General features: G+C 69.6%; 20 protein-coding genes. 9 read left to right on the plus strand and 11 right to left on the minus strand.

Annotated features, from left to right (window positions below; translation table 11 throughout):
* Positions 1 to 10 precede the first annotated feature (10 nt).
* From ACRX5W_RS18925 to ACRX5W_RS18945, 5 genes are all read right to left on the minus strand, one after another.
* Positions 11 to 490: a carboxymuconolactone decarboxylase family protein gene (locus tag ACRX5W_RS18925; RefSeq protein ID WP_436789370.1), complete on the minus strand. Its 480-nt coding sequence runs from the start codon at positions 488 to 490 to the stop codon at positions 11 to 13.
* Positions 487 to 1,566, minus strand: a complete 1,080-nt coding sequence (locus ACRX5W_RS18930) for an NAD(P)H-dependent amine dehydrogenase family protein (protein WP_436789371.1) — start codon at positions 1,564 to 1,566, stop codon at positions 487 to 489. The genes ACRX5W_RS18925 and ACRX5W_RS18930 overlap by 4 nt, the downstream gene beginning before the upstream one ends.
* A gap of 202 nt (positions 1,567 to 1,768) precedes the next feature.
* Positions 1,769 to 2,515 (minus strand): TetR family transcriptional regulator, encoded by a 747-nt coding sequence (locus ACRX5W_RS18935; RefSeq protein WP_436789372.1) that lies wholly within the window; start codon positions 2,513 to 2,515, stop codon positions 1,769 to 1,771.
* A 219-nt stretch (positions 2,516 to 2,734) separates the two neighbouring features.
* Positions 2,735 to 3,190 carry a thiol-disulfide oxidoreductase DCC family protein gene (locus ACRX5W_RS18940; RefSeq protein WP_436789430.1) on the minus strand — a complete coding sequence of 152 codons (456 nt, stop codon included), beginning with the start codon at positions 3,188 to 3,190 and terminating at the stop codon, positions 2,735 to 2,737.
* 37 nt (positions 3,191 to 3,227) lie between these two features.
* Entirely contained in the window at positions 3,228 to 3,635 is a 408-nt protein-coding gene (locus ACRX5W_RS18945; protein WP_436789373.1) for a hypothetical protein, read from the minus strand.
* A 120-nt stretch (positions 3,636 to 3,755) separates the two neighbouring features.
* On the opposite strand from ACRX5W_RS18945, the gene ACRX5W_RS18950 reads away from it, so the two are divergent.
* The 3 genes from ACRX5W_RS18950 (at position 3,756) to ACRX5W_RS18960 (ending at position 6,931) form a co-directional block, all read left to right on the plus strand.
* Entirely contained in the window at positions 3,756 to 4,154 is a 399-nt protein-coding gene (locus ACRX5W_RS18950) for a VOC family protein (protein ID WP_436789374.1), read from the plus strand.
* Positions 4,155 to 4,227: 73 nt separating this feature from the next.
* The gene (locus ACRX5W_RS18955) at positions 4,228 to 5,589 is read left to right on the plus strand and encodes an NAD(P)/FAD-dependent oxidoreductase (RefSeq protein WP_436789375.1); all 1,362 of its coding nucleotides are present in this window, start codon (positions 4,228 to 4,230) and stop codon (positions 5,587 to 5,589) included.
* A 256-nt stretch (positions 5,590 to 5,845) separates the two neighbouring features.
* Positions 5,846 to 6,931: a DUF6777 domain-containing protein gene (locus tag ACRX5W_RS18960; RefSeq protein ID WP_436789376.1), complete on the plus strand. Its 1,086-nt coding sequence runs from the start codon at positions 5,846 to 5,848 to the stop codon at positions 6,929 to 6,931.
* 122 nt (positions 6,932 to 7,053) lie between these two features.
* Here ACRX5W_RS18960 and ACRX5W_RS18965 read toward each other — a convergent pair whose 3' ends face one another.
* From ACRX5W_RS18965 to ACRX5W_RS18980, 4 genes are all read right to left on the minus strand, one after another.
* Positions 7,054 to 8,649 (minus strand): TROVE domain-containing protein, encoded by a 1,596-nt coding sequence (locus ACRX5W_RS18965; protein ID WP_436789377.1) that lies wholly within the window; start codon positions 8,647 to 8,649, stop codon positions 7,054 to 7,056.
* Positions 8,650 to 9,145: 496 nt separating this feature from the next.
* A complete protein-coding gene (locus ACRX5W_RS18970) occupies positions 9,146 to 10,021 on the minus strand; it encodes an amidohydrolase family protein (RefSeq protein ID WP_436789378.1) in 876 nt (291 codons plus the stop codon).
* Between the two features lie 68 nt (positions 10,022 to 10,089).
* Positions 10,090 to 11,268, minus strand: a complete 1,179-nt coding sequence (locus ACRX5W_RS18975) for an amidohydrolase family protein (protein ID WP_436789379.1) — start codon at positions 11,266 to 11,268, stop codon at positions 10,090 to 10,092.
* Positions 11,269 to 11,457: 189 nt separating this feature from the next.
* Entirely contained in the window at positions 11,458 to 12,078 is a 621-nt protein-coding gene (locus tag ACRX5W_RS18980; protein ID WP_436789380.1) for a TetR family transcriptional regulator, read from the minus strand.
* 478 nt (positions 12,079 to 12,556) lie between these two features.
* Here ACRX5W_RS18980 and ACRX5W_RS18985 point away from each other — a divergent pair, with 478 nt between their 5' ends.
* The 5 genes from ACRX5W_RS18985 to ACRX5W_RS19005 all read left to right on the plus strand — a co-directional run bounded on the left by ACRX5W_RS18985 (position 12,557) and on the right by ACRX5W_RS19005 (position 18,242).
* Positions 12,557 to 13,492, plus strand: coding sequence for an LLM class flavin-dependent oxidoreductase (locus tag ACRX5W_RS18985; RefSeq protein WP_436789381.1), 936 nt, complete (start codon positions 12,557 to 12,559; stop codon positions 13,490 to 13,492).
* Between the two features lie 72 nt (positions 13,493 to 13,564).
* On the plus strand, positions 13,565 to 13,687 hold the full coding sequence (locus ACRX5W_RS18990) for a hypothetical protein (protein WP_436789382.1): 123 nt from the start codon (positions 13,565 to 13,567) through the stop codon (positions 13,685 to 13,687).
* A 352-nt stretch (positions 13,688 to 14,039) separates the two neighbouring features.
* Positions 14,040 to 14,942, plus strand: coding sequence for an SDR family NAD(P)-dependent oxidoreductase (locus tag ACRX5W_RS18995; RefSeq protein WP_436789383.1), 903 nt, complete (start codon positions 14,040 to 14,042; stop codon positions 14,940 to 14,942).
* A gap of 449 nt (positions 14,943 to 15,391) precedes the next feature.
* Positions 15,392 to 16,051 carry a DUF4389 domain-containing protein gene (locus ACRX5W_RS19000; protein ID WP_436789384.1) on the plus strand — a complete coding sequence of 220 codons (660 nt, stop codon included), beginning with the start codon at positions 15,392 to 15,394 and terminating at the stop codon, positions 16,049 to 16,051.
* A gap of 805 nt (positions 16,052 to 16,856) precedes the next feature.
* A complete protein-coding gene (locus tag ACRX5W_RS19005) occupies positions 16,857 to 18,242 on the plus strand; it encodes an ABC transporter substrate-binding protein (RefSeq protein WP_436789385.1) in 1,386 nt (461 codons plus the stop codon).
* Between the two features lie 381 nt (positions 18,243 to 18,623).
* Here ACRX5W_RS19005 and ACRX5W_RS19010 read toward each other — a convergent pair whose 3' ends face one another.
* Positions 18,624 to 19,907 (minus strand): carboxylate-amine ligase, encoded by a 1,284-nt coding sequence (locus ACRX5W_RS19010; RefSeq protein ID WP_436789386.1) that lies wholly within the window; start codon positions 19,905 to 19,907, stop codon positions 18,624 to 18,626.
* A 549-nt stretch (positions 19,908 to 20,456) separates the two neighbouring features.
* Positions 20,457 to 21,422 carry a hypothetical protein gene (locus ACRX5W_RS19015; RefSeq protein WP_436789387.1) on the minus strand — a complete coding sequence of 322 codons (966 nt, stop codon included), beginning with the start codon at positions 21,420 to 21,422 and terminating at the stop codon, positions 20,457 to 20,459.
* A 353-nt stretch (positions 21,423 to 21,775) separates the two neighbouring features.
* Here ACRX5W_RS19015 and ACRX5W_RS19020 point away from each other — a divergent pair, with 353 nt between their 5' ends.
* Positions 21,776 to 22,255: a hypothetical protein gene (locus ACRX5W_RS19020; RefSeq protein ID WP_436789388.1), complete on the plus strand. Its 480-nt coding sequence runs from the start codon at positions 21,776 to 21,778 to the stop codon at positions 22,253 to 22,255.
* Positions 22,256 to 22,445: the final 190 nt, after the last annotated feature.

Here is a 22,445-nt window from a genome sequence, read left to right on the forward strand (position 1 = left end):
GTCCGACGAACTAACGGTTCGTCAACACGCAGGTGCTGTCGAGGCCGAGCACGTGGTTGAGGCGTCCGAACGCGAGCCACGACCCGATGGCCATGCTCAGTTCGACGATCTCGCGCTGCGTGTAGTGCTCTTTCATCCGCGACCAGAAGGCGTCGTCGATGTTGTGGTGGTCGAGCGCGTACCGCTCGGCGTACTCGGCGGCCAGCCGGGTGCGGTCGTCGAACACCGCGGTGGTACGCCAGGCCGTCACCGCGTCCGCGAAACCCTCCTCGACCCGCTGCCCGTCGCGCTCGGTGCGCCAGTCGAGGCAGAAGACGCAGCCGTTGATCTGCGCGATGCGCAGGCGCGCCGCCTCGAACTCGCGCAGGCCCAGCCGGCTGTGGTCGTACACCGCCATCGAATACGTCGCCGCCGCGGTGCCGATCTCCGGGACCAACTCGGCCCAGACGTAGGGGATGGGGTCTTCGCCCTCGGGAATGTCGATGATCATGTCGAGCTCCTTCCGAGCTTGCCCACGGCCGGGCGCAGCGGGACGTCGAGGGCGTCGTAGAGGCCGGGTTCGGCGTCCACGAGCCAGCCGATCGCGTTGACCAGGCGGCCGACGGCGGTGGCGTTCCCGCCGGCGGACCGGTTGCCGCCCTCGTCCGACGCCTCGACGGTGACCTCGATGCGGGGGCGGCCCTCGATGACCACACGGTGCGCGCCGACGCCGTCCGGGGGAGTGGGCCAGTCGGGGGCGCACGAGGGGTGGATGCGGGTGACGTGCTCGATGACGATGCGGGGTTCGCCGCCCACGATGCCCTGCACCTCGAACCGCACCGCGCCCTGCGTGCCGGCGTCGAAGTCGCCCATGGTGTCGGTGCGTACGCCGGTGTCGAGGGCGCGGCGGTCCATGGTCTCGCGGATCTCGTCGAGTTCGACGCCCAGGGCCCGGGCCATCAGCCGTATCTGGCCGCCCCAGATCATGGTCGGCATCTCCGGCCACAGCATCGGGGCGCCGTAGTCGAGCGGCATGCCCATGCCGACCAGGTTGCGGACGGAGTCCTCCTGGTCGTAGGTCGAGTAGTCGAAGATCTCCTGGCACCGGATCACATCGATGGTGCCGCCGAGTCCGCTGATCAGGAGCGGAAGTACGTCGTTGCCCCAGCCCGGGTCGACCCCCGACACGAACAGCGAGCCGCCCCCTTCCGCGATGGCCGCCAGCACCGGGTCGCGGAACTCCGGTGCGGCGCCACGCGGGTCGTACAGCGGGTAGAGCGCGGGAGTGACCACCACGGCGCCCGCTCGTATCGCCCGGCAGATGTCGTCGAGCGCCTCGTCGGGGCGGATGTCGCCGGAAGCCGCGTACACCACCGCGCGCGGGCGACCGGCCAGCACCGCGTCGGTGTCGTCGGTCGCGGCAATGCCCAACTCGGCTTCCAGGCCCGCGAGTTCGCCGGCATCGCGGCCGACTTTGGCGGGGTTGTGCACGATCACGCCGGTGAGTTTCAGCGCCGGCTCGGCCGCGATCGCGCGCAGGGCCAGTCGGCCGATGTTCCCGGTTCCCCAAACCACCGTGGACGTCATGCGGCGGAAGCTAGCAAGAGTCAGGGAACCTTCCCAGAGCGATCGGCCCTGATTTTCCATCGGCGGCGTTCCGGCGCCGGCTCCCGTCCTCGCGACGGCTCCCGCGCCCCGGTCACCGTCGAGGTCCTCGACGCCGACGCCGCGTCACTTTTCGGCTCGCGGAACGCCCTCGTCGGCCCCGCACGGACCGACATCGACGGCGTCACCGGGGGGATTGCCGGTCGATGCCCTCCGGGACGATGAAGTCGCGGACCAACTTCTCGGCGTCGCGGACGAGGGGGCGGAGGAGTTTGTAGCGGGACAAGGTGGTGACGCGAGCGACCATGGGCGTGGTGCGGCGCACGAAGTCGCGGCTGCGGGCGTTGTCCGGGGTGCGGTCGTAGACCCAGAACAGGACGATGCCCATCTGGTGCAGCCACAGCAACTCCGGGAGGATCGCTGCCATTTCGGCGTCGAGTTTCAGCGTGGAGCCGGCGAGGACTTCGCGGTAGAGGGCGACGACGGTTTGCCTGGCGGGGTACGACTCGGCGGAGAACGGGGAGAGCGGGCTGTCGGGGTCGGCCGCGTTGCGGAAGAACTGGACGGCGAAGCCGTGGTACGGCTCGGCGATGTCCAGCCAGGTCTCCAGGGTGACTTGGAGGCGGGACGCGAAGTCCGTACGGCCGACGAGGCGCGCGCGGGTGGTGGCGATGTGGTCGTGGGTGACACGGTCGTAGAAACCGTGGATCAGGTGCTCTTTCGACCCGAAGTGGTAGTAGGCGTTGCCGACGGAGACCCCGGCTTCGGCGGCGATCGCGCGCATCGTCGTCTTGTCGTAGCCGCGCTCTTCGAACAGGCGCATGGCCGTTTCCAGGATGAGCGATCGGGTTTGGTCGCTTTTGCTGGTCTTTCCGCCCGGGGTTTCCCCAGGGGTTTCGGGCGCGATCCCGCGCCGGTCGTCGGATGTCACGCGCCCGCCTCCGTTGAGGGCAACTGCCTTCGTGTGATTGCAGGTTGCCTTGCAGGCGATAGGTGGGGGCGCGAGTTGTGGACGCGGTGTCGCAGGGCGTTGCGCATGCACGGCGTCCGTGTCGTTCCCGCGCGGCCCGGACGGCCGCAGCGCGGTCCCCGGGTGAGGAGACCGCGCTGCGTGATTCCCGGTCGTGCGTCGTTTTTCACGCCTGGAACCTTAACCCGGTACAAGACACCCGTTCGCGCAGCCGTCGAAGCCTCCGGGGTCGTCGAAGCCGGAGTCGTCGCGGGTGGAGGCCCTGACACGGGCGGCCGCGACGACTGCCGCCTTGGCGACGGCGAGGCCGGCCGGGGTACTGAGGCGTTCCGCCGTCCTTCGGTAGCCGCGCAGTGCCCACAGGCAGACGACCCAGGCGTACGCGCCTTCGTATACCTGCCCGGAGTCTCCGACGACGGTGATCTCGCGCAAGGTGCGCTCGTGGTCGAGGTCCGGGTAGCGGTTGCGGGCACGCGCCGAGCCGGCCGGGATGAGGTCGATCGCGACGAGCTTCGGGCGGCGGGCGAGCCGGCCGCTGACGGCCGTGCACAGCGGGCAGTCCGCGTCGTACAGGACCGTGATGCGGCGGACGGGCGGGACGGTCGGTGCGACGGGGGAGGCCTCACCCCTGTACAGGCCTCCCCCGTCGGTCCGGGCTGCGGCGGTCACCGGGTCACACCCCGACGGCCGGACTGGTCCAGCCCTGTGGAGGCACGGGCGGGACGGAGCTGCGGTCCGCCATGATGCGGCGCCTGATCCGATTGAGGACGTAGACGTTCACCAGGTGCAGAACGCCGAGCACCAGCAGGACCGTACCGATCTTGACCGACAGCGCCTCGAAGGATTCGCGGACGCTGTCGACGCCGCCGCCGAGCTTGAGGTACAGCGCGACGAACCCGAGGTTGACGAGGTAGAAACCGACGATCAGCAGGTGGTTGACGGCATCGGCGACCTTTTCGTCACCCTGCATGACATCGGAGAGAAAAAGCCTGCCGCTGCGGCCGAGCGTGCGACCGACCCACACCGTCAGGGCGATGCTGATCAGCAGGTAGACGGCGTACGAGACCACGGTGAGATCCATGGGCGCCTTCCTTGTTTGAACGCGTTCAGTTCGCGTGCCAGGAACTCTAGCCCGCAGTTTTGAACATGTTCAACCCGGGGTCGAGCATGGAATCGCCCGCGCGGGGGGAACGTCGCGCCCATGGCGAGTGTGTGGACTGAACTGGTGATCGACTGCGCCAAACCGCGTGAGCTGGCGGATTTCTGGCGCGCGGTGCTGGAGTACGCCCACCTGGAGGAAGACCAGGACGGCGACGTGCTGATCAGCGATGTGCACCGCACCCCCGAGGAGCGCCGCGAGGGCGGGCACCCGCCCCTTTTGTTCTTCATCCGCGTCCCCGACGGCCCCAAGAAGACCAAGAACCGGCTGCACCTGGACCTGACCCCGACCGACCGTCCGATGGCCGCCGAAGTCGAACGCGTCGTCGCCCTCGGCGCAGTCCGTGTCGACGTCGGCCAGGGGGAACAAGAGGGCTGGGTCGTCCTGGCCGACCCGGAAGGCAACGAGTTCTGCGTGCTTCGCGGGCCGGCGGATCGCTGACCGGATCGGCCGGCACGTGCCTGCGATGTCGATGAGTGTCGTCTCTCAACAACCGGCGTGAGGAGTCCATCCCATGGCGCGTCCGAAGATCGTGGTGGTCGGCGGCGGGTTCGCCGGGGCCGAATGCCTGCATCGGCTGGAACGCAGGCTCGGCCCCGCCGAGGCGGATCTGCTGCTCGTCACGCCCACCGACTACCAGCTCTACCTGCCGCTTCTGCCGCACGTCGCCGCCGGCGTGCTGACGCCGCAGTCCGTCGCCGTGTCGCTGCGCCGCAGACTCCGAAGAACCCGCCTCCTGCCGGGCGCGGCCATCGGCGTCGACGTGCACGCCAAGGTGTGCGTGGTCCGGAAGACCACGGGCGAAGTGCTCGACGTGCCGTACGACCAGCTCGTACTCACGGCCGGGAGTACGACCCGTACGTTCGACATCCCGGGACTGTCGCAGTACGCCCTCGGCATGAAGACCCTCGCCCAGGCCGCCTATCTGCGCGACCATGTCATCGCCCAGCTCGACCTCGCCGCCGTCACCCAGGACGCCGCCGAGCGCGACGCGCGCCTGCGGTTCGTCGTGGTCGGCGGCGGCTACGCCGGCACCGAGACGGCGGCCTGCCTCCAGCGCCTGACCACCGCCGCCGCGCGACGGTACCCGCGCCTCGATCCGGCGCTGATCGAATGGCATCTGATCGACGTCGCCCCGAAGCTGCTGCCGGAACTCGGCGAGAAACTCGGGGCCAAGGCGATGATGATGCTGCGGCGCCGCGGGGTCGAGTTCTCCCTAGGAACCTCCGTGAGCTCGGTGGAGGCGACCTGCGTCACGCTCACCGACGGGCGGGTGCTGCCCACCCACACCCTCATCTGGACGGCCGGTGTCAAGGCCAGCCCGCTCGTGGACACCCTGTCGACCGAGACGCTGCGCGGACGCCTCGTGGCCACGCCGGAGTTGACCGTGCCCGGCATCGACTCGGTCCTGGCCGCGGGCGACGCCGCCGCTGTTCCCGACCTCGCCAAGGGCGGCGACGCGGTCACCCCGCCGACCGCGCAGCACGCGCAGCGGCAGGGCAAAGTGCTCGCCGACAACGTGGTCGCAAGGCTGCACGGACGGCCGCTCAAGCCCTACTACCACCGCGATCTCGGCCTGGTCGTCGACCTGGGCGGCAAGGACGCGGTGTCCAAGCCGCTCGGTGTCGAACTGTCGGGCGTCCCGGCTCAGGCCGTCGCCCGGGGCTACCACGTGCTGTCGCTGCCGACCGTCACCGCGCGCACCCGCGTCCTGGTCAACTGGGCGCTCAACGCGACTGCGGGCGACGACTTCGTGCGCACCGGCTTCCAGGCCGGACGGCCCGCGAGGCTCCAGGACTTCGAACAGACCGAGGCCTATCTCAGCACCGACCAAATTGCGCACCACGAACGCCCGCAGGCGCGCAGGACCGGGTGAGCCACGGCGGGGCGCGGGCGGGGTCGCGATCTCCGCGATCGTCGCGATTGTCACGGTTCTGAAATAGCGCGACGGGGCGGGCGGTGGGACGCCATGATGAGTGACGGAAACACGTGATTGTCGGCCCCGGCCCGCCATCGGGGGCGTCGGGAACAGGGGCTTGTGAGGTACGGGTCGTGACCCGCCTCGGGGAAATTTCTGTCATTCCCGTCCAGGGGATATGCAGGGGGGAAGCATGGAGGCTTGGCCGCCTCGCATGCCCACGCATGCGTGGAACCGCAGTCGCGCGGCATTAGTGGCACTCATCGCGGCGGTGGCGATGCTCGTCGCCTTGTCCGCGTGTCAAAAATCCGAGGTCACCGACGTGACCGGCATTGCGGCCGGCGAGGTCGGGGAAGGCCCGTTCTCCGCCGACTTCGGGGCCGACGTCAAGGGGCTCACCGCCGCAGTGTCGACGGAAAAGCTCCGCGGCGACACCCCGGGCCTGTTCGGCGGCACGAGAAACGCAAGCGTGTGCGACAAAGCGAAACTCGTCGAATTTCTTCTGACCAACGCGGTCCCGGCGACGCGTTGGGTGAAAGTCCTCAAGCTCGCCGACCGGGCCGCCATTCCGGAGTACGTCCGGAAGCTCACCCCGGTCGTGCTGCGTGTCGACACGCTCGTACGCAACCACACCATGGACACGTCGTTCGACGCGATTCTCCAAGCGGGTACGGCCGTGCTGGTCGACGAGTTCGGCATTCCCGTCGTCAAATGCAATTGCGGCAACCCGCTCACCCGAACGGACAAGGACGCGGGCCGGATCAGGCTCAAGACACCGGACGCGACCTGGAAGAACAAGGGCTCGAAACCCACGAGGATCGACAAGCCCAAGACCAAGGTGCCGAAGTTCCACATCGCCGACCTCCAGGCGCCCGACAGCGGAATCAACCGCACGCCGGGCACCGACGGCGAACAGGACGAGGCCGCGGAGGCGCCCGCCCCGCTGCCCGACCGGAGTGACGACAACGCGTTGTCGCCGTCCGGGTCGGGCACCGGTACCACGACCGACTCGCCGTCGGGCACGCCGACTTCGACCGGCGACGAGGGAACTCCGACCGGAACCGGAACGGTCGACGGGACACGGACGGCCACCGAGACCGGCCCGCCCACCGGCACAAGGACCAGTACGGCAACCGCAACAGCGACCGACGACGGCACGAGCGACAGCACCGACTACAGCACCGACGGCACCGACGGCACCGACGGCACGAGTGAACGCACCAGCACCGCGACGAAGCCGATGACGGTCACCAAACCCGCCGGGGCGACGACACGGCCGAGGGTGACCGGATCACCGTGAGGCGTCGGCCGCCGTGTGCGTCACCGGCTGCCTGACGGTGCCGGCGGCATTCGGGGAACAGCGAACGGGCCCTGGACGGAGGAGAGTTCCTCCGTCCAGGGCCCGCTGCACGTGGGGCAGTGTCACTCCCACGGCCACCCGGCGTCGAAGCCCCGGTCGAGCAGGTCCAGCAACGTGAAGAGCTTGTCGCTGAATCCGCCGATCTCGTGCCGGTTGGGTGTGCCCGCGGCGACCACCGTCGGTGCGTAACCGGATGTGTTGACGCCGAACATCGGCACGGACGCCGGGATCGCCTCCGACACCGACAGCCCTTCGGCGTGTGTACCCGCGTACCGGAACGCCTGCATGTCGGAGACAAGCACGACCCGGTCATGCCCGTCGTACGCGGCCCGGAGCGCGCGTACCGTCTCCGTGCCGTGCCCCACCTCGCCGTTGCGTCGGCAGAAAGCCTCGACGTCGCGCAGCACCGAACCGCCGCGCGCGTGCACGCGGTGGGTGAACTGCCCGTCCGCGAACCCGACGAGGTCCACCTCGGCCCCGCGGTGCGCGAGGGCGACGCCGAAGAGCGCGCCGATGTCCGAGTGGGTCACCGTCGAACGCGCCGACACCCGCGACGACATGCTGCCCGACGTGTCGACGAGCACCAGCGTGCGGCCCGGCAGCGCCGGGAGGTTCGCCGTCGACGCGGCGAGCGCCTTGTCGAGCGCGTGGCCCCAGCGCTGCGACGGCGCGCTGCGGTACGCGGACAGGAAGCGGTACGGGAACAGCCGCGAAGCGCGGATCGCCGCAGGGTCCGCGATACGCCGCGCCACTTGCTCGGCCACCTCGTCCGAGACGCCCGCCTCGTCGAGGTTGCGCAGGTTGCGGATGAGCGCCATCACGCCCATCGACGGCAGAATCGCCTCCCACAGCCGGTCCTTGGGGATCCGCCGGCCGGCGAGCGACAGGACGTCCTCCCACGTCATACCGGCATCGCGGAGCCGGTCGGCGTCCAGCAGCACGGCCGGGTCGTCCTCCGCCGCCGCGCGCAGCGCGCGGTTCGCGGCGATCATCCGCAACTGGGCGGGGACTTCGTCACCACGCCCGTGCCGACGGTCGATCGCGTGCCGGAACAACGCGCCCTGCCAGGGCTTTTCGGCCGCGGGTGCGGCGTGCGTCAGCTCCAGCACGTCGGCGAACCGGAAACTCCGGGCGGCCGTGTCGTACTTCAGCAGCGCCCGCTCGGTGTACAGCCGCGCCGCTGCGTCGGCGACACCGCGCTTGACCGGCTTCGGCAGGCTGCGCCCGTGCGTCGACGTCCAGTATGCCAGCAACTCGCCCGGCTCGTCGGGGCGTTGCAGTGCGGCGTCGATGATCGCCCGGTTCATGCCGTGCCGGCCGAGCGTCAGCCGCGCGAAGACCGCCTCGGCCGCCGCCACGAGTGCCGCGGAACGCATGCCCGCCGCATCGCGCAGCCAGCCGACGAACCCGACCATCCACAACGGGTCTTCGGCCGCGACGTCGTGGACCAGATCGCGGAACCGGCGGTCGCGCTCGTCCGCGGTCTCGTAGAACGACGCCTCGCCGACCATGTTGGTGAGTGCGAACAGCACCAGTTCGCCGCGCGGTTCGCGCAGATACGCGGCGCCGCCCTCGAACGTCCGGGTCGTGGGCACGCGCATCGTGGTCCGCACCGGGCCGACGGGCGGCCGGGCGACATGCCGGTTGAACTTGGCCATGTGGAATCCCCCCGTGGGAGTTGAATACGGGGGGCGTCGCGGGGGTGCCCGAGATCCGAGCGGCTCCGGAACAAACGTGCTCTGCCTTTGAGCTACCGCCGGGTTGCCCCGACGACCGGGACTCGAACCCGGAACCTCGCCATTATCAGTGGAAGTAACCGATGCCTGCGCACCGGGCACCCGCGCCCGCCCTCCCGAGATCGGAAGCGGCCCCGGCTTTTTCGTGGAATGAAGTAACCGGGACCTGCGCACCGGGAGGTGCGTACAAGCCGGCGAAGTCCTCCGCCCGGGTGGCCACCCGGGCGAGTCCCTCGCGCCTTGCTCTGCACCGATGTTCGGGGATCACCAGCCGCCTGTCGACCTGTTTTCGCGCACGTCCGAGCGCGTTGCCCGGCCGTCCGGCGCGTCACCGGCGTGCCGTGTCCGCCCGGTGCGGGACGCCTTTGGGGTCGCGGGAGCGGCGGGCGGTCGGGGCGCACACCGCCGGTCGGCCGGGTCAGGTCCCGGGCGGCGGATCCAGTCCCAGGACGCGTGCGGCGTTGCCGCTGAGGAATTGCGGCCACACCTCGTCCTTGAAGCCGACTGACGGCAGTTCGCCGAAGATGCGGTCGAGGGTGAGCCCCATCGGGAAGTAGCCCGCGTACAGAATCTTGTGGGCGCCACGGGTGTTGGCGTAGTCGACGATCGCCTGCGGGTAGTAGCGCGGGGCGAAGGCCGACGTCGAGTAGTACAGGTTGGGCCACTTGATCATGAGCTTGACGGCCAGGTCGACCCACGGCTCGCAGCCGTGGCGGGTGACCATCACCAAGTCCGGGAAGTCGTACATGACTTCGTCGATGCGTTCGACGTGTTGGGCGGCGAACCTCAGGCGGGGGCCCGGGACTCCGGCGCAGACGAAGATCGGGATGCCCAGTTCCACGCACTTGGCGTAGACCGGGTACATCTTCTTGTCGTCGATCGGCACCTGCGGAAAGGTTCCCGACGGAAAGCAGCCCACCGCCCGGGTCCCGAACTCCTCATGCTCGCGGACGAGTTGCCGGATGCCTTCCATGCCTGTGTTGGGGTCGACGGTCGACGACGCGACGAAACGCCCCGGGTGGCGGCGCAGCGCCTCGCGCGAGGTATCGTCGCCGACGCCGATCATGCCCTGCCGGATGCCGAAGCGGTCCATCTCGTGGAGGGTGAACGCCACCGGATCGTCGGTGGGCAGGTCCTTGGGCACGCCCTTGAACATGAACTCGGCCGGGAAATGGAAGGATTCGCGCGACTCGCGGTCCTTGGTCTGCCTGCGGATGAACGCGTACTGGTCCCAACCCTTGTGCGGGAAGCCGATCATCGTGTCGATGACCGGGACATCGGTGGGGAAGGCCATGTGCCCGTCCTCCTGTCCTCCGGCCGAGCGGCCGTCGGGTCGTCGAGTGCGGCGGGTGCCGTTGCTTGTCAGGGGAGGCGGGTGACCAGCGACTCGGCGTTGGTGCGCATCACCCGGATCTGCTCCTCGTCCAAGTAGCCGGCCTGCTCCAGGTCCTTCACGAAGTTCAGCGGCTGCGCGATGCCTTCGGTGTGCGGCCAGTCGGACCCCAGCATGATCCGGTCCACGCCGATCACCTCCCGCAGGCGGGTGAGGTCGTTCTCGTGGAACGGCGACACCCACACGTGGCGGCGCAGCGTCTCACGCGGGTCCTCCGGCCATGCGTGCGGCTGCTGGCTGTACGACTTCTTCAGCCGCTGGAACAGCGGCGGGATCCAGTCGGCACCGGTCTCGATCGCCGCGATGCGAAGCCGGGGGTGGCGGGCGAGAACGCCGTTCGCAAGCAGAGCGGCGATGGTGTCCGCAATGGCATCCGGGCTCAGCAGGCCGCGCATCGGCGTCGCACGGAACGCCTCCATCTCCTGGGACTCGCCCCACCACGAGATCAGTTCGGTGTACGCGCTGTCACCGCCGTGGTAGACGATCGTGATGCCCGCCTCGGCGGCGCGCGCCCAGAACGGCTCGAAGACCGGGTCGCCGGGGGAGGCCCAGCCGCGCGCGGTGCGGATCGGGCCGTACTGCATGACGATGAGCCGGGCGTCCTGGGCCAGCGCCCAGTCCAACTCGGCGACGGCGTTGTCCGGATCGGCGAGCGTGAGGTACGGCGCTGCGAAGATGCGTTCCCTGTAGGCGAACCCCCAGTCCTCCAGGAGCCACCGGTTGAAGGCCCGGAACGCGGCGCACAGCGCGGGGATGTCGTGGATCAGCGCCTGTTCCATGCCGACTCCCAGAGTCGGGAAGAACAGCGCGCCCGCCAGGCCGAGTTCGTCCATCGCGAGCAGTCGCGCGTCGCGGTCGCGGTAGGCGGGGCGCGGGGGTTCGAGCTCGCCGAACTGCTCGACGAGCGAGCCCTCCGCGGTGCCGCGGAACCACTTCTCCAGGACGCCGGGCCGCGCGAGCCGGGAGAATGTCGGGTCGGGAATGAACCTGTTGACCTTGCCGCCAACCAACAGCCGTGTCTTGCCGTCGACCTGCGCCCATTGCATGCAGCGCTTGCGATAGGCCGGTTCCAGGTGTCGGGTGAAGGCGTCCGTTGCCTCGTAGTAGTGGTTGTCCGCGTCGAACGCTTGGAATCCGTCGGGCAACACGCTTGCCCCCTTTAAGCGTTGTGTGTGCCACCGGGTATCTCAGGACGCGCTGAAACTAGAACACGATTCCTGTTTGGGTCAATGGTCAGGACGCCCGGAGTGGCGTCGGAAGTCATAGGACCGGGGCGAGGGAGGCGGGCCCGTCTCCCATGGGGGACAGGGGAGTTCGGTCCGGACGGGCCGGCCGGCTCAGGTGCCGGCGAAGACGCGGCGCGTCACGCGTTCGAGGTCGGCGAAGGCGTCGGGCCATGCCTTGCGGCCGGTCACCCACGACATGAGCCCGGTGAGCACCACGGCCTGCACGGCCACGCGGATCGTCCGCACGTCGTCGTCCGGCATGCCGTGCATCAGCGCCGCCATCGCCTCGTCCGACGACGCCTGCATGCGTGCGATCATCTCGCTCGCGTACGGATCGGCCGAGGACACCAGCGCGACGGCCAGCCGCGCGAATTGCGGGTTCCGCTGAAAAGCCCGCAGCTCACGCTGGGCATAACGCAGGACGCGCTCCTCGGCGGTCGTCCCGGCGAGCGCGCGCCCCCGGCCGGTCTGCATCTCGGCCACGACCCGGCGCGTCAGGCGCTCCTGCCAGTCGGCGACGGCTGCCGCGAGCAGGTGCTCCTTGGAGGAGAAGTAGCGGTAGATCGTGCCGAGCGACACGCCGGAACGTGCGGTGACGTCCCGCATCTGCAACGCGTCGGGGCCGACCTCGGCGACGAGTTCGATGACCGCATCGGTGATGCGGCGGTGCCGGTCGAGTTGGGCGCGCGTCATGGACTCCAGGGCACGGGGCGGGAGTTCACTTGTCGGCACGGGAGGGATTCTAGCGGCGACGCGAATCGCGAACGGCGAGGGGATGCCGAAATCGAGAACCGGATTTCTCTTCGTGAGCGGCCCGGCATGCGGCCGGGTACGGCAGGGATTCGAAGGGATGTCCTATTGGGAGTGTCTTCGAAATCCCGCCGGGGCCACACATCGGGCCCGGCGGCCCTCTCAAGCCGAACCCGGGCCGAGCCGCGCGTCTGCGCCTTGCGATGCGCGGCATGAAGGAGGGCCGTCCAGGTCCGGTGCGACGCTGCCTGGTCCGAGGGGGATTCGAAGACACCCCTAGAGTCGTGGGCGTGGACGACAACGCCGCTTGCCGAGATCGAGAAGAGCCCGTTGGAGGCGTGACGCCGACCGGGCCGGGCCACGATTCCGTGGCCGGGGGCCGCATGACGGCACGTGCGTGCCGGGGCGCGGGGCTGTCCGCGCCCGGTCGCATCATCCGCGGCGCCGGTGGTGGCATCCGATGACCGGATCCGCTCGCGACCGCCTCGGCGGCGACACCGTCGGCATCGGCTTCGTCGCGCCGCGGGATTTCCCGGCGGCAGCGGCCCTCGACCGTACGCCCGGCGTCGACTCGCTGTGGGTCGGCGGCCACATCGCGTCCCGCAACCCGAGTCCCGAGCCGATGGCGTGGCTCGCCGGTCTTGCGGCCGTCACCGAACGGGCCGTCGTGGGCTCGGCGGTGGTGACGCTGCCGCTGTATCCGCCGGCACTGATCGCCAAGCAGGCCGCCGACCTCGACAACGCGTCCGGCGGGCGGATCGCGCTCGGCATCGGTGTCGGCGGCGAGTATCCCCAGGAGTTCGCCGCGACGCATGTCCCCACGAAGGGGCGGGGAGCGCGCACGAACGAGGCCGTCGAGCTCGTACGCGCCTTCTGGACCGGTGAGCCGGTGACGCACGAGGGGCCCCTCCATCCGGTGTCCGGCGTGCGCATCCACCCGCCGCCCCTGCAACGCGGCGGCCCGCCGATCATCGTGGCCGGCCGCGGCGACGCCGCGATGGCGCGTGCCGCGCGGCTCGGCGACGGGTGGATGCCGTACATGTACTCGCCGCGCAGATACCGGCAGTCGGTCGCCACGATCCGCGAACTCGCCGATCGGGCCGGGCGCGACCTCGCCGATTTCGGGTGGCTGGCGTACATCCCCGTCTGCATCGACGACGACGGCGAGCGGGCCCTCCGCGACACCGCGGCGTTCCTCGGCGGGACGTACCGGCAGGACTTCACCGAGCTCGCGCGCCACATCGGCGCGGCGGGCACGGCGGCCGAGGTCGCCGGGCGCCTGGCCGCGTACGTCGAGGCGGGCGCGCGCCACTTGGTCCTGCTGCCGTGCCGCCGAGAAGACGACACCATCGCCCGCATCCTCACCGAGGTCGCACCGCAACTACGGCGTACCTGACCGGTGTTCCGGCCCTGTCGGTCCCGGTTCCGTCGCCGACCCGGCCAGACTGACCGCGGTGTAACCGATCCGATGTTCCACCCCGTCGGTCCCGCCGCCGACGCGGCCGGGTCGTGCGAAACGGGAACGGCTCATCTGCGCGTGACAAACGCGCTGTGCGGACACGACATCGCCTTGCTCGACGACCTGACCTAGCCTCCCCTGCCACATGGCTCGTGAGGGGAGCAGCGTGGTGTCGTTCGAGATCGTGGGCGCGGGTGCGCGCGGAATCGCAATGATGAGTCGATGGGCGGTGGAGGAGGGCTGGAACCAGGGGCTCTCCGACCGGTTCGCGTTCGCCACAACCGACCCGCACGGGTTCTTCATCGGGACAACGCGCGGATGTACACCGGCGACGCGCCCGACGTGGAGCTGTCCGGCCTCTTCGCCGTCACCAGTGGCGAGCTGGGATGACCCTGCCAGGCCCGGAGAAGACGGGCGTGACCATTGACTTCTTTCGCGGGCGGCTATAGAGAATGTGCTTCTCCAACACGTGACGGAGGTCGATGTGGCGGACGTGACTCGGCGGCTCGTCGGGCGTACCGCGATCGTCACCGGTGCCAGCCGCGGGCTGGGCAAGGCGATCGCGGTGGCCTTCGCCCGCGAGGGCGCGTCCGTCGCCGTGGTCGCGCGGACCGAGCAGCAGTGGAGTCCGCGACTGCCCGGGACCATCCACGACACCGTCGCCGAGATCGAGGCCGCCGGCGGGCACGCGGTGGCTGTCGCGGCCGACCTGTCCCGACCGCAGGACGTGGACCGGGCGGTGGAGGAGACCCGCGCCGCGCTCGGCCCCGTCGACCTGCTGGTCAACAACGCCGCGCTCACGGTGGGCGGGCGCCCTCCGGCCCGCGGCTCCGAGAACGGCAGTTCGCAGCCGGAGAAGCCGGCAGGGCTGCGCAACCTGCGCGACCGTCCGTTGCCGGTGTCGTTCCTCGACTACCCCCTGAAGTCGTTCCGCCTGCATTTCGAGATCGGGCTGTTCGCGTCGTACCGGCTCATGCAGTTGGTCCTCCCGGACATGGTGGCGGCAGGGCGCGGCGCGATCGTGAACATCACGTCGCTGGCCGCATTCCTGCCGGGTGAAGGCCCGTACACCACCGAGCGTCGCGGGCCGATCGCGTACGGCGGCAACAAGGCCGCGCTGCACCACCTCACCGAGTGCGTCGCGGCGGAGATGCAGCGCCACGGCATCGCGGTCAACGCGCTTGCGCCGTCCGAGCCGGTCGAGACCCCCGGCAACCAGTACGCCTCCGCCGGCGAGACGGACTGGGCCACGTCGGAGGACTTCGCGGAGGCGACCGTACGCGTGGCCCTGGCCGACGCCGCGACCACGACGGGTCGCGTCCTGTGGAGTGACGACGTCCTCCACCCCGAACTCGGCGCGCGCGGCTGGCTCCGGTCGCTGCCCTAGGGCCACGGCCGGCAGTCGCCCGCCCTCGGGGCGAACGCCGCGGTCCTTCGCCTGTCCGGGCAGCGGTGGCACGGGGCGGTCGGGACCGGCAAGGTGGAAGACGGGGGAAGCCGCTCGGGGCATCGAAGCGGAGGAAGTCCAGTCTTTGTTCCCAAGAACGAACCCGTCCGGATCCGGCACGTGCGGGGCCGGCCCGACACGCGGCCCTCATGCCGCAGCGGCGCCCCTGACGGGCACGCGGGAGCCGCAGGGCCCGTCAGGGGCCGCCGGCGACGGCGAATCCTTTCTGTGTACAAGTGAGTTCGCCGCGGTGGTGGCCCAAGACCGTTGCCTGCCTGGTCGGATGCGGGGGTATCCGATGAATTCGCCGTCGACCGGGGTGCGGTGCCCGGATTCGGAAGACCGGGGCGGAAGTGCGTCCGCCTGCGGCTGCCAGGAAGGAATCCGCCATGAACAGCGCCGCGGAGCACACGCGAGTTGCCGGACCCGTCACCCTGGACGGTCGGCTCGACACGAACCTGTCCCGTTGGCTGTGGCTGGTCAAGTGGCTGCTGCTGATCCCGCACCTGATCGTGCTGGTGTTCCTGTGGATCGCATTCGTTCTCGTCAGCGTGGTGGCGTTCTTTGCGATCCTGTTCACCGCGCGCTACCCGCGCGGGCTGTTCGACTTCAACCTGGGCGTGCTGCGCTGGACGTGGCGGGTCAGCTACTACGGCTACAGCGCGTTGGGCACTGACCGTTACCCGCCGTTCAGTCTCCGTGACGACCCCGGCCATCCGGCCCGGCTCGACGTCGCCTATCCGGAACAGCTCTCCCGGGGGCTGGTGTTGGTGAAGTGGTGGCTGCTCGCCCTCCCGCACTACGTGTTGGTCGTCGCGTTCAGCTCCGGCTTTTGGCGCGGTCCGGGTCTGACCGGTCTCCTCGTGCTGTTCGCCGCGGTCGCGCTGCTGTTCACCGCGCGCTACCCGCGCGGGATCTTCGACTTCGTGATGGGGCTGAACCGCTGGACCGTGCGCGTAGTCGCGTACGCGGCTTTGATGACCGACGTCTATCCGCCGTTCCGTCTCGACCAGGGCGGCGCGGAACCGGCGGAAAACGTTCACCTCTGAAATCAGGCGAAGTCTGAATTCGGGGGTCGGGTGATCGGCGCGCCCGTTCGCATTCGCGGACGAAGATCGGCCATTGCACGGAAACTCTCCGCTGCGCTCCGTGCCGCCGCGTGACTTTCCGTTCGCCGGAATCCTGCGGTAGGGCGGACTCCAAGTGGGCCCGGCACGGCGCATCGGCTGAGAAAGCGAGGCTGACCAGCGGATTCAGTGCGACATGGGAGCGCCCTCCCGGAGATGACGGACGCTGTGGGGCCGGCGTCGGCCGCGTCTGAGCGCGTGCGGCATCTGCATGCGGGCCCTTCCGTCGCAAAGATCGCAATACCGGTTGGGGATGCAGGGTTGCGCACGCCGGGCGGCTGCGTCAATGCCTTGACGGAGGCTGTTACAGCCCATTTGGTTTGGCCTGTGCGCCACCACAACACGAAGCGGACACGGCGCGAAAGCAAACATTGATTCTCGGTACGCGAGAAGATACTTTCCTCTACGCGAGAGGGACAAGATGATCGTCGCGACGGGGGGTCGCGACCGGAACAGGTGGAACGCGGCCGGGTGACGTCCCCGGGCACGGGCCCTGCGGGCAGATCCACCGACATTCATGGCGCTCCTGCGCGGGTTCCGAGCCCGCGCTCGTCCGCCTGCCCAGCCGGCCGCCCGACCGGAGTTCGAGGTCGGACACGCCACAAGCCAACAGCACCACGCTCCACACCGCCCGGGGCCGAGGGAACGCTGCTCGGCCGCGTCGCGGTGAACCGCAAGTACGTGTATTTGTAAGCCGTTTCTGGGGACAGCCTTGAGGAGGCAGCCCGTGAGACCGCAGAGGACTCTTGTCGCCGCTTTGTCGGTGACCGCTCTGCTCGCGGTGGGATGCGGAGACCGGGGCGACAGCTCCGAGTCGGACGCCCCGCCGACAAACGCCCAAGCCACCGCCACATCGGCGGACTTCGGTGACCTGAAGAACGTCTGCCAGCCCGGCAAGCCGACGAGTTCGCCTGCCCAAGGCGTCACCGCGAGCGAGATCAAGGTCGGCGTACTCAGCGACGTCGGCTTCACGAAGAAGCAGGAGTACCTGGACGCGGCAAAGGTGTTCACGTCGTGGTGCAACGATGCGGGCGGCATCAACGGGCGCAAGCTCGTGGCCAACACGCACGACACCAAGATGATGGAAGTGCGCCAGCGCATGACCGACGCGTGCCGCGACGACTTCGCGCTCGTCGGCGGCGGCGCGGCATTGGACAACATGGGTGTCAAGGACCGGCTGTCGTGCCTGCTGCCGGAGTTCCCCGCCCAGACTGTCTCCCTGGAGAACTCCGGTTCCGACCTCCAGGCGGCCACGCAGCCCGGCGGTTCGTCGTGGGTGATGTACGCCGGCTACTACAACTGGCTGCTCAAGGAGGCCTACCCGGGCTCGGCCGGTGCCGTCGGTGTCATCGGCGGCGACTCCCCGTCGGTCAAGGTCCTCGTCGAGATGGCCGTGGACGGTGTCAAGGCCACCGGCGGCGCGGTGACGTACAACGACCTGTACCCGGCGCAGGGGGTATCGGACTGGATGCCGTACGCGCAGTCGATCAAGAGCAAGAACGTCAGGGGCCTGCTCTTCTACGGGGCGTTCCCCCAGCTCGCGAAGCTGGAGCAGGCGCTCACGACGATCGACTACAAGCTCGACTGGATCGACGCCAACAGCAACGCCTACGGTGACGACTTCCTTCAGCTGACGGGCAACCAGGCGCTCGCCGCGCAGAACAACATCGCCGACCTGAGCGGCGTGTACCCCCTGGAGCTGGCCGCCCAGAACCCCGCCACGCAGAAGGTCATCGACCTGTACGCCAAGTACGCGCCCGGGGCGAAGGTGGGGCTCGGATCCATCCGCGCGTTCTCGTCCTGGCTGCTGTTCGCCAAGTCGGCCGCCACATGCGGCGACCAGCTCACCCGCAAGTGCGCGTATGACGCCGCGCTGACCGAGAAAGCCTGGACCGCGGGCGGACTCCAGGCGCCGCTGGACATGTCGAGTCCGGACCTTCCGGTGAAGTGCTTCAACGTCGTGGCCGCGACGCCTGACGGCTGGAAGCCGGCCGACTTCAAGCCGGACACCGGTGCCTACCGCTGCGACGCGCCGGCGATCAAGCTCACCGGCAACTACCCGAAGCCGACCACGCTCGCCGATGTGGGCAAGAGCATGGCCGACTTCAAGTAGCACCGAGTCGCGGATCGCCACGCCAGGCGACAGCAAGCGGAAGGCGGCGCGCACCTGTTCGCAACAGCGACGATGAAGCGCTGCTGAACGGGAGCGAACGCACCCCCGTGTAAGGGACGGCCGGAATCGGCCGTCCCTTACACGGCGTTCTGCGGTCATGGCACGAAAAGCACGTCAGCGGGCGGGTGTTCGTGACGGCGCAGGGCGCAGGTGACTGCCGGGCATTGCCGTGAGAGCGGACCGGTTGTCTGCGCGGTGTTGTCGTTTTACTACGGCAGCACGGCAGCACGGCAGCACGGCAGCACGCTGGCACGGCGGCATGGCGTCGCGACGTCACCGCGTCACGGCATTACCGCGTCGCGGCGTCACAGGGGCACGGCGTCACAAGGGAGACGGCTCCGTCGCCACCGGCGGCACGGGCGGGACCTGCGGCACCTGCGGCACCTGCGGGACCTGCGGGACCTGCGGTGCGCCGGGGATGCCCTCCACCATCCTCGGAGCCTCGTCGGCAAGGCCGGCCCCCGGGGCCACGGTCGCCGTCCGCTGCCGCGGGACCGCGAGTGGCGGCCACTCGGGTGCCGCGGCGGTCCGCTCCACCACCCAGTCCACCGCCCGAGCCGGTTCCCACGCCCAGCCGCGTGCCGCCCGGCGCTGCTGCTCCGCCGCACTGCCCGATGCGAGCGTGCGCTCGGCCAATGCGGAGATCAACGGCCAGTCGCCGTGCTCCTCCAGGTACGGGCGTACGTGTGCGAGGAGTTGGCGCACCACGTCCGCGGCCGGCGCGGAGCCGAAACCCCGGGGATCCACCAGCGGCCCTTCCAGCCCCGATCGCGCGGCCCGCCATGACGCGGCCCGCTGCCACTCCGTGGGCCAGACCGCGGGTGGCTCGCCTCCGGCCGCGGCCCGCATGCCGTGTGCCACCAGCGCGCGGAACAGCCCCGCGATCAGGATCGGCGTCTCCACCGACGGGCACGAATCGCACACCCGCAGCTCGATGGTGGGGAGATGGGAGGAGAGCCGCAGGTCCTGGTAGAGCATGCCCGGGTCGAGGAGGATGTCCGAATCGACGAGGCCGGCGATCATGGCGTCGTATTCGGCGGCGTTCGCGAACACCCCGACCGGTCCGGCGGCCGGCCAGCGCTGCCACATCTGCGTACGCCAGCTCGCGTACCCGGTGTCCGCGCCCTGCCAGTACGGCGAACTCGCGGACAGCGCCAGCAGGACCGGGACCCATGGGGCGATCCACGGGAGGGCGCGCACGGCCAGGTCGCGGTCCTCGGCTTCGACGTGGACGTGCATGCCGCAGATGAGTTGCTCGCGGGTGAGGGCCGCGTATGTGTCGGCGATGCGCTCGTACCGGACGTTGGGGGTCAGAGCCGCGATCCCGAAGTCCGCCAGCGGGACCGTGCCGACGGCCGCGACACCGACATCCAACTTGGTCGCGACGCCGACGATCTCGGCGCGCAACGCGACCAAGTCCTCTTGGAGCGCGCGGAGGTCCCGATGCGGTCGGCTGTTCGACTCCAGAACGGTCTGGTGCAGTTCGGCGGTGAAACCCTCACCGGACAGGCCGTTCAGGATCGCCGGGGCCTGCGGCACCAGCCGCCGGGTCTCCAGGTCGATCACATGGAACTCTTCCTCGATACCAACTTGTGCTACGCGCAAGCGACTTCCCTTTCCCCGGTGGCGTGACGACGCTGTCCCGCCATGAACGCGGATTGCCACGAGCCCGTAAGTTCACCGGCCGTCTGAGGCCTGTGCGTGTCTCCCAGCGGAACGCTCGGGCCTGACAAAGGACTTCGTCTGGTCCCTACCCGCCCCGCACGATCCACGACCCTCGCGCGGCACGCGAAGGCGCCGTCGGAACAAAGTGGTCGATCGCGTTCCGGAGCGCCACCGTGTCGGCGTCCCGACACCGTTGACTCGCCCGATTCCACCGACCACCCGTGCGTACGCCCCACCCGCGAGGCACCCGCCCGGCACTCCCGACAGCCATGTCACAGCAGTTCCGACAGCACGGCGAACTCGGCGCCTCGTGACGCCTGGATCCAATCTTCCGTCCGAGTTGGTGGATTTCTATCCTTACCGCGCAGTTTCGCCGGGGGCGAAAGGGGATAGACGCGATGGTTGTCCTTGCGCAGGAGGCTGAGCGGCAACGGAAAGGCCCGCCGCGCCCGTGGCGGAGCGCAGCGGGCCCCTCGGCCGGACGGCGGCTCAGTTCATGACGCCACCGAAGCCGCTGTAGATCTCCGTGGCCTCGCAGAAGGCAAAGCCCAAGTGCGCGGCGAATGCGAGCGTTTCCTCGATCTTGGTGAGATCCACCGCACAGCTGTCCGCCCAGCCCTCGGTGGTGGCCGGACGCAGGAGTGCATCACGGTTCTCGGTCAAGCGGGCCCGTGCGGCCTGTACTTGGGCGGCGTCGACGAAACCGCCGATCATGTAGTTCTCGTCGATGGTCGGTGCCGAGAACCAGTCTCGGCCCGGGTACGCGTCGCGCAGCGCCGCGAACAGCGGTTCCGGAGCGGTGAATTCGGCGGCGTCCAATCCCGCCTCGGCGTACAGCCTGGTCGGCCAGGTGTATCCGCGCGACATCCATCCCGGATGCAACGTGGCGGCGAACTCCAGGACGCTGAAAGGCACCTCACGGTCCATCAGGCGCCCCGGGTGGTGGGTCCGGCCGGAGTCGGGGTCTGACACCGTCGCCTCTCCCGCGCGCAATGCGGCGCCGCTCGCCCGCAAAAGGCGCATGCGCCACATCAGTTCGTGCGCGAGTGCGGCGTCGTCGGGGAGGTGGCCGGTGGTCGACGGCTCCACCTTCCCTGCCAACGCAGGATCGAGGCGCGCGAGCATTTCGTGGGCCAGGGCTTCGACGCCGTCGGGCGGAGTGGCGAGGTAGCGGAGAGTGTCCTCGACAACCCGGTCGGTGGTGTCGGCGACGATGAAGAACGGTCTTCCCCATACGTGCAGTTGGGAGTCGAGGGCGGTGATGCCGAGCGAGGTGGCAGCGGACAACGCGCCGAGGGCCCACTGCTTGGCGACGAACCGCGTTTTGCGTATTTCCACCGCCCGCGCGACCAGGTCGGCGAGATCGCTGTCGGCGCCGGCACCGGCGATGTAGGGGAGCAGGCGGTCTTCCACGAGCGCGAGGTCGACCGGGTGATAGCTGGTGTCGAATCCCATGCCGGACAAGTTATCGACCGCAGCGGACAAGGAGGTTGCGCCGCTCGCGCGTGTGGCGAGATTCGTGACGGCGGGTGGAGTACAGCTCTGCGGCCCCGCGTTCGCGCAGCCGCTTGAGGGCTTGCGTGCGTCGAGGGGTAGCTCGGCCGACGAGACCGTTCCAGGGAGACGCAGGTGCGGTCGACGCAGGCCGGGGGTCGGTGGCCGGGAAACCTGTGTGGACGATGTGGCCGGGAAAGCCGCCTGGGGTGGGACTGCCCGAGGTGGACCCGGGCGGAGGATCCTGCCAATATCCGCGCATGCAGACGACAGAGCCCGTTTTTGAACTTCGTCGGCGTTGGACCCGGAACACGGTGAAGCTGCTGAGTGGAACGGTGGTGCTCTCGCTGATCGGGATTCCCCTGCCGTTGCACATTGCGATCGGTGTCTGGGTGTTCTTCGGAGCGATCGCGGCGTTGATCGTCGCCGGGCCGTGGATCGGCGCGGCGCCCCTGCGGATGGACTCGGCCGGGGTTTCGCTTCCGGGCGGGCTGTTCCGTGCAAGGCGGTTCATTGCCTGGTCCGACATCGAGGCCGTGGTGGCTTGGCAGATCAAGGACGGCAGCCATTGGGTCGGTGTCGTCGCCACCCAGGAGTACCGGGAGCGGAACAACCTGAGCGGGAAGCGGACCGACTTCGTGAACAATCTGATCGGCCTGCCTGTCGCCGGGACGGTCGCCCAGTGGGAAGGGCCGTCCGCCGAGCTCAAGGAGTTGGCCGCCGCGTTGGTGTCGACAGCGCCCGGCGTCCCCTTCGTCGACCCGACCCACCGCGAACCCGACGCCGCAGCGTAATGGCCGGGACACGGCATGCACGTGCCGGCGGGCAACATGTGGCAACCGATTGGCGGAATCCCGGTGCCGACGATGGGGTGGGCCTGGGCCGAGGCCGGCATCCGCTGTGGTGCGTCGGGGTCGACACGATCGGTTCGCGGTGCCACAGCATTTCGGGGTGGCGTTCGGGAAGGCGAGGCGACCGGACGGG

It is taken from the genome of Yinghuangia sp. YIM S10712, from assembly GCF_051388935.1.
Lineage (GTDB): Bacteria > Actinomycetota > Actinomycetes > Streptomycetales > Streptomycetaceae > Yinghuangia.

Excerpts from the sequence above, each read along its gene's own strand:
- ACRX5W_RS18965 (WP_436789377.1), bottom strand. The coding sequence starts at position 8,649 with ATGGCCAAGTTCAACCGGCATGTCGCCCGGCCGCCCGTCGGCCCGGTG.
- ACRX5W_RS18930 (WP_436789371.1), bottom strand. The coding sequence starts at position 1,566 with ATGACGTCCACGGTGGTTTGGGGAACCGGGAACATCGGCCGACTGGCC.
- ACRX5W_RS18945 (WP_436789373.1), bottom strand. The coding sequence starts at position 3,635 with ATGGATCTCACCGTGGTCTCGTACGCCGTCTACCTGCTGATCAGCATC.
- ACRX5W_RS18960 (WP_436789376.1), top strand. The coding sequence starts at position 5,846 with ATGCCCACGCATGCGTGGAACCGCAGTCGCGCGGCATTAGTGGCACTC.
- ACRX5W_RS18970 (WP_436789378.1), bottom strand. The coding sequence starts at position 10,021 with ATGGCCTTCCCCACCGATGTCCCGGTCATCGACACGATGATCGGCTTC.
- ACRX5W_RS19015 (WP_436789387.1), bottom strand. The coding sequence starts at position 21,422 with ATGGGATTCGACACCAGCTATCACCCGGTCGACCTCGCGCTCGTGGAA.
- ACRX5W_RS18990 (WP_436789382.1), top strand. The coding sequence starts at position 13,565 with ATGTTCCACCCCGTCGGTCCCGCCGCCGACGCGGCCGGGTCGTGCGAA.
- ACRX5W_RS18955 (WP_436789375.1), top strand. The coding sequence starts at position 4,228 with ATGGCGCGTCCGAAGATCGTGGTGGTCGGCGGCGGGTTCGCCGGGGCC.
- ACRX5W_RS18925 (WP_436789370.1), bottom strand. The coding sequence starts at position 490 with ATGATCATCGACATTCCCGAGGGCGAAGACCCCATCCCCTACGTCTGG.
- ACRX5W_RS18985 (WP_436789381.1), top strand. The coding sequence starts at position 12,557 with ATGACCGGATCCGCTCGCGACCGCCTCGGCGGCGACACCGTCGGCATC.
- ACRX5W_RS18950 (WP_436789374.1), top strand. The coding sequence starts at position 3,756 with ATGGCGAGTGTGTGGACTGAACTGGTGATCGACTGCGCCAAACCGCGT.
- ACRX5W_RS19000 (WP_436789384.1), top strand. The coding sequence starts at position 15,392 with ATGAACAGCGCCGCGGAGCACACGCGAGTTGCCGGACCCGTCACCCTG.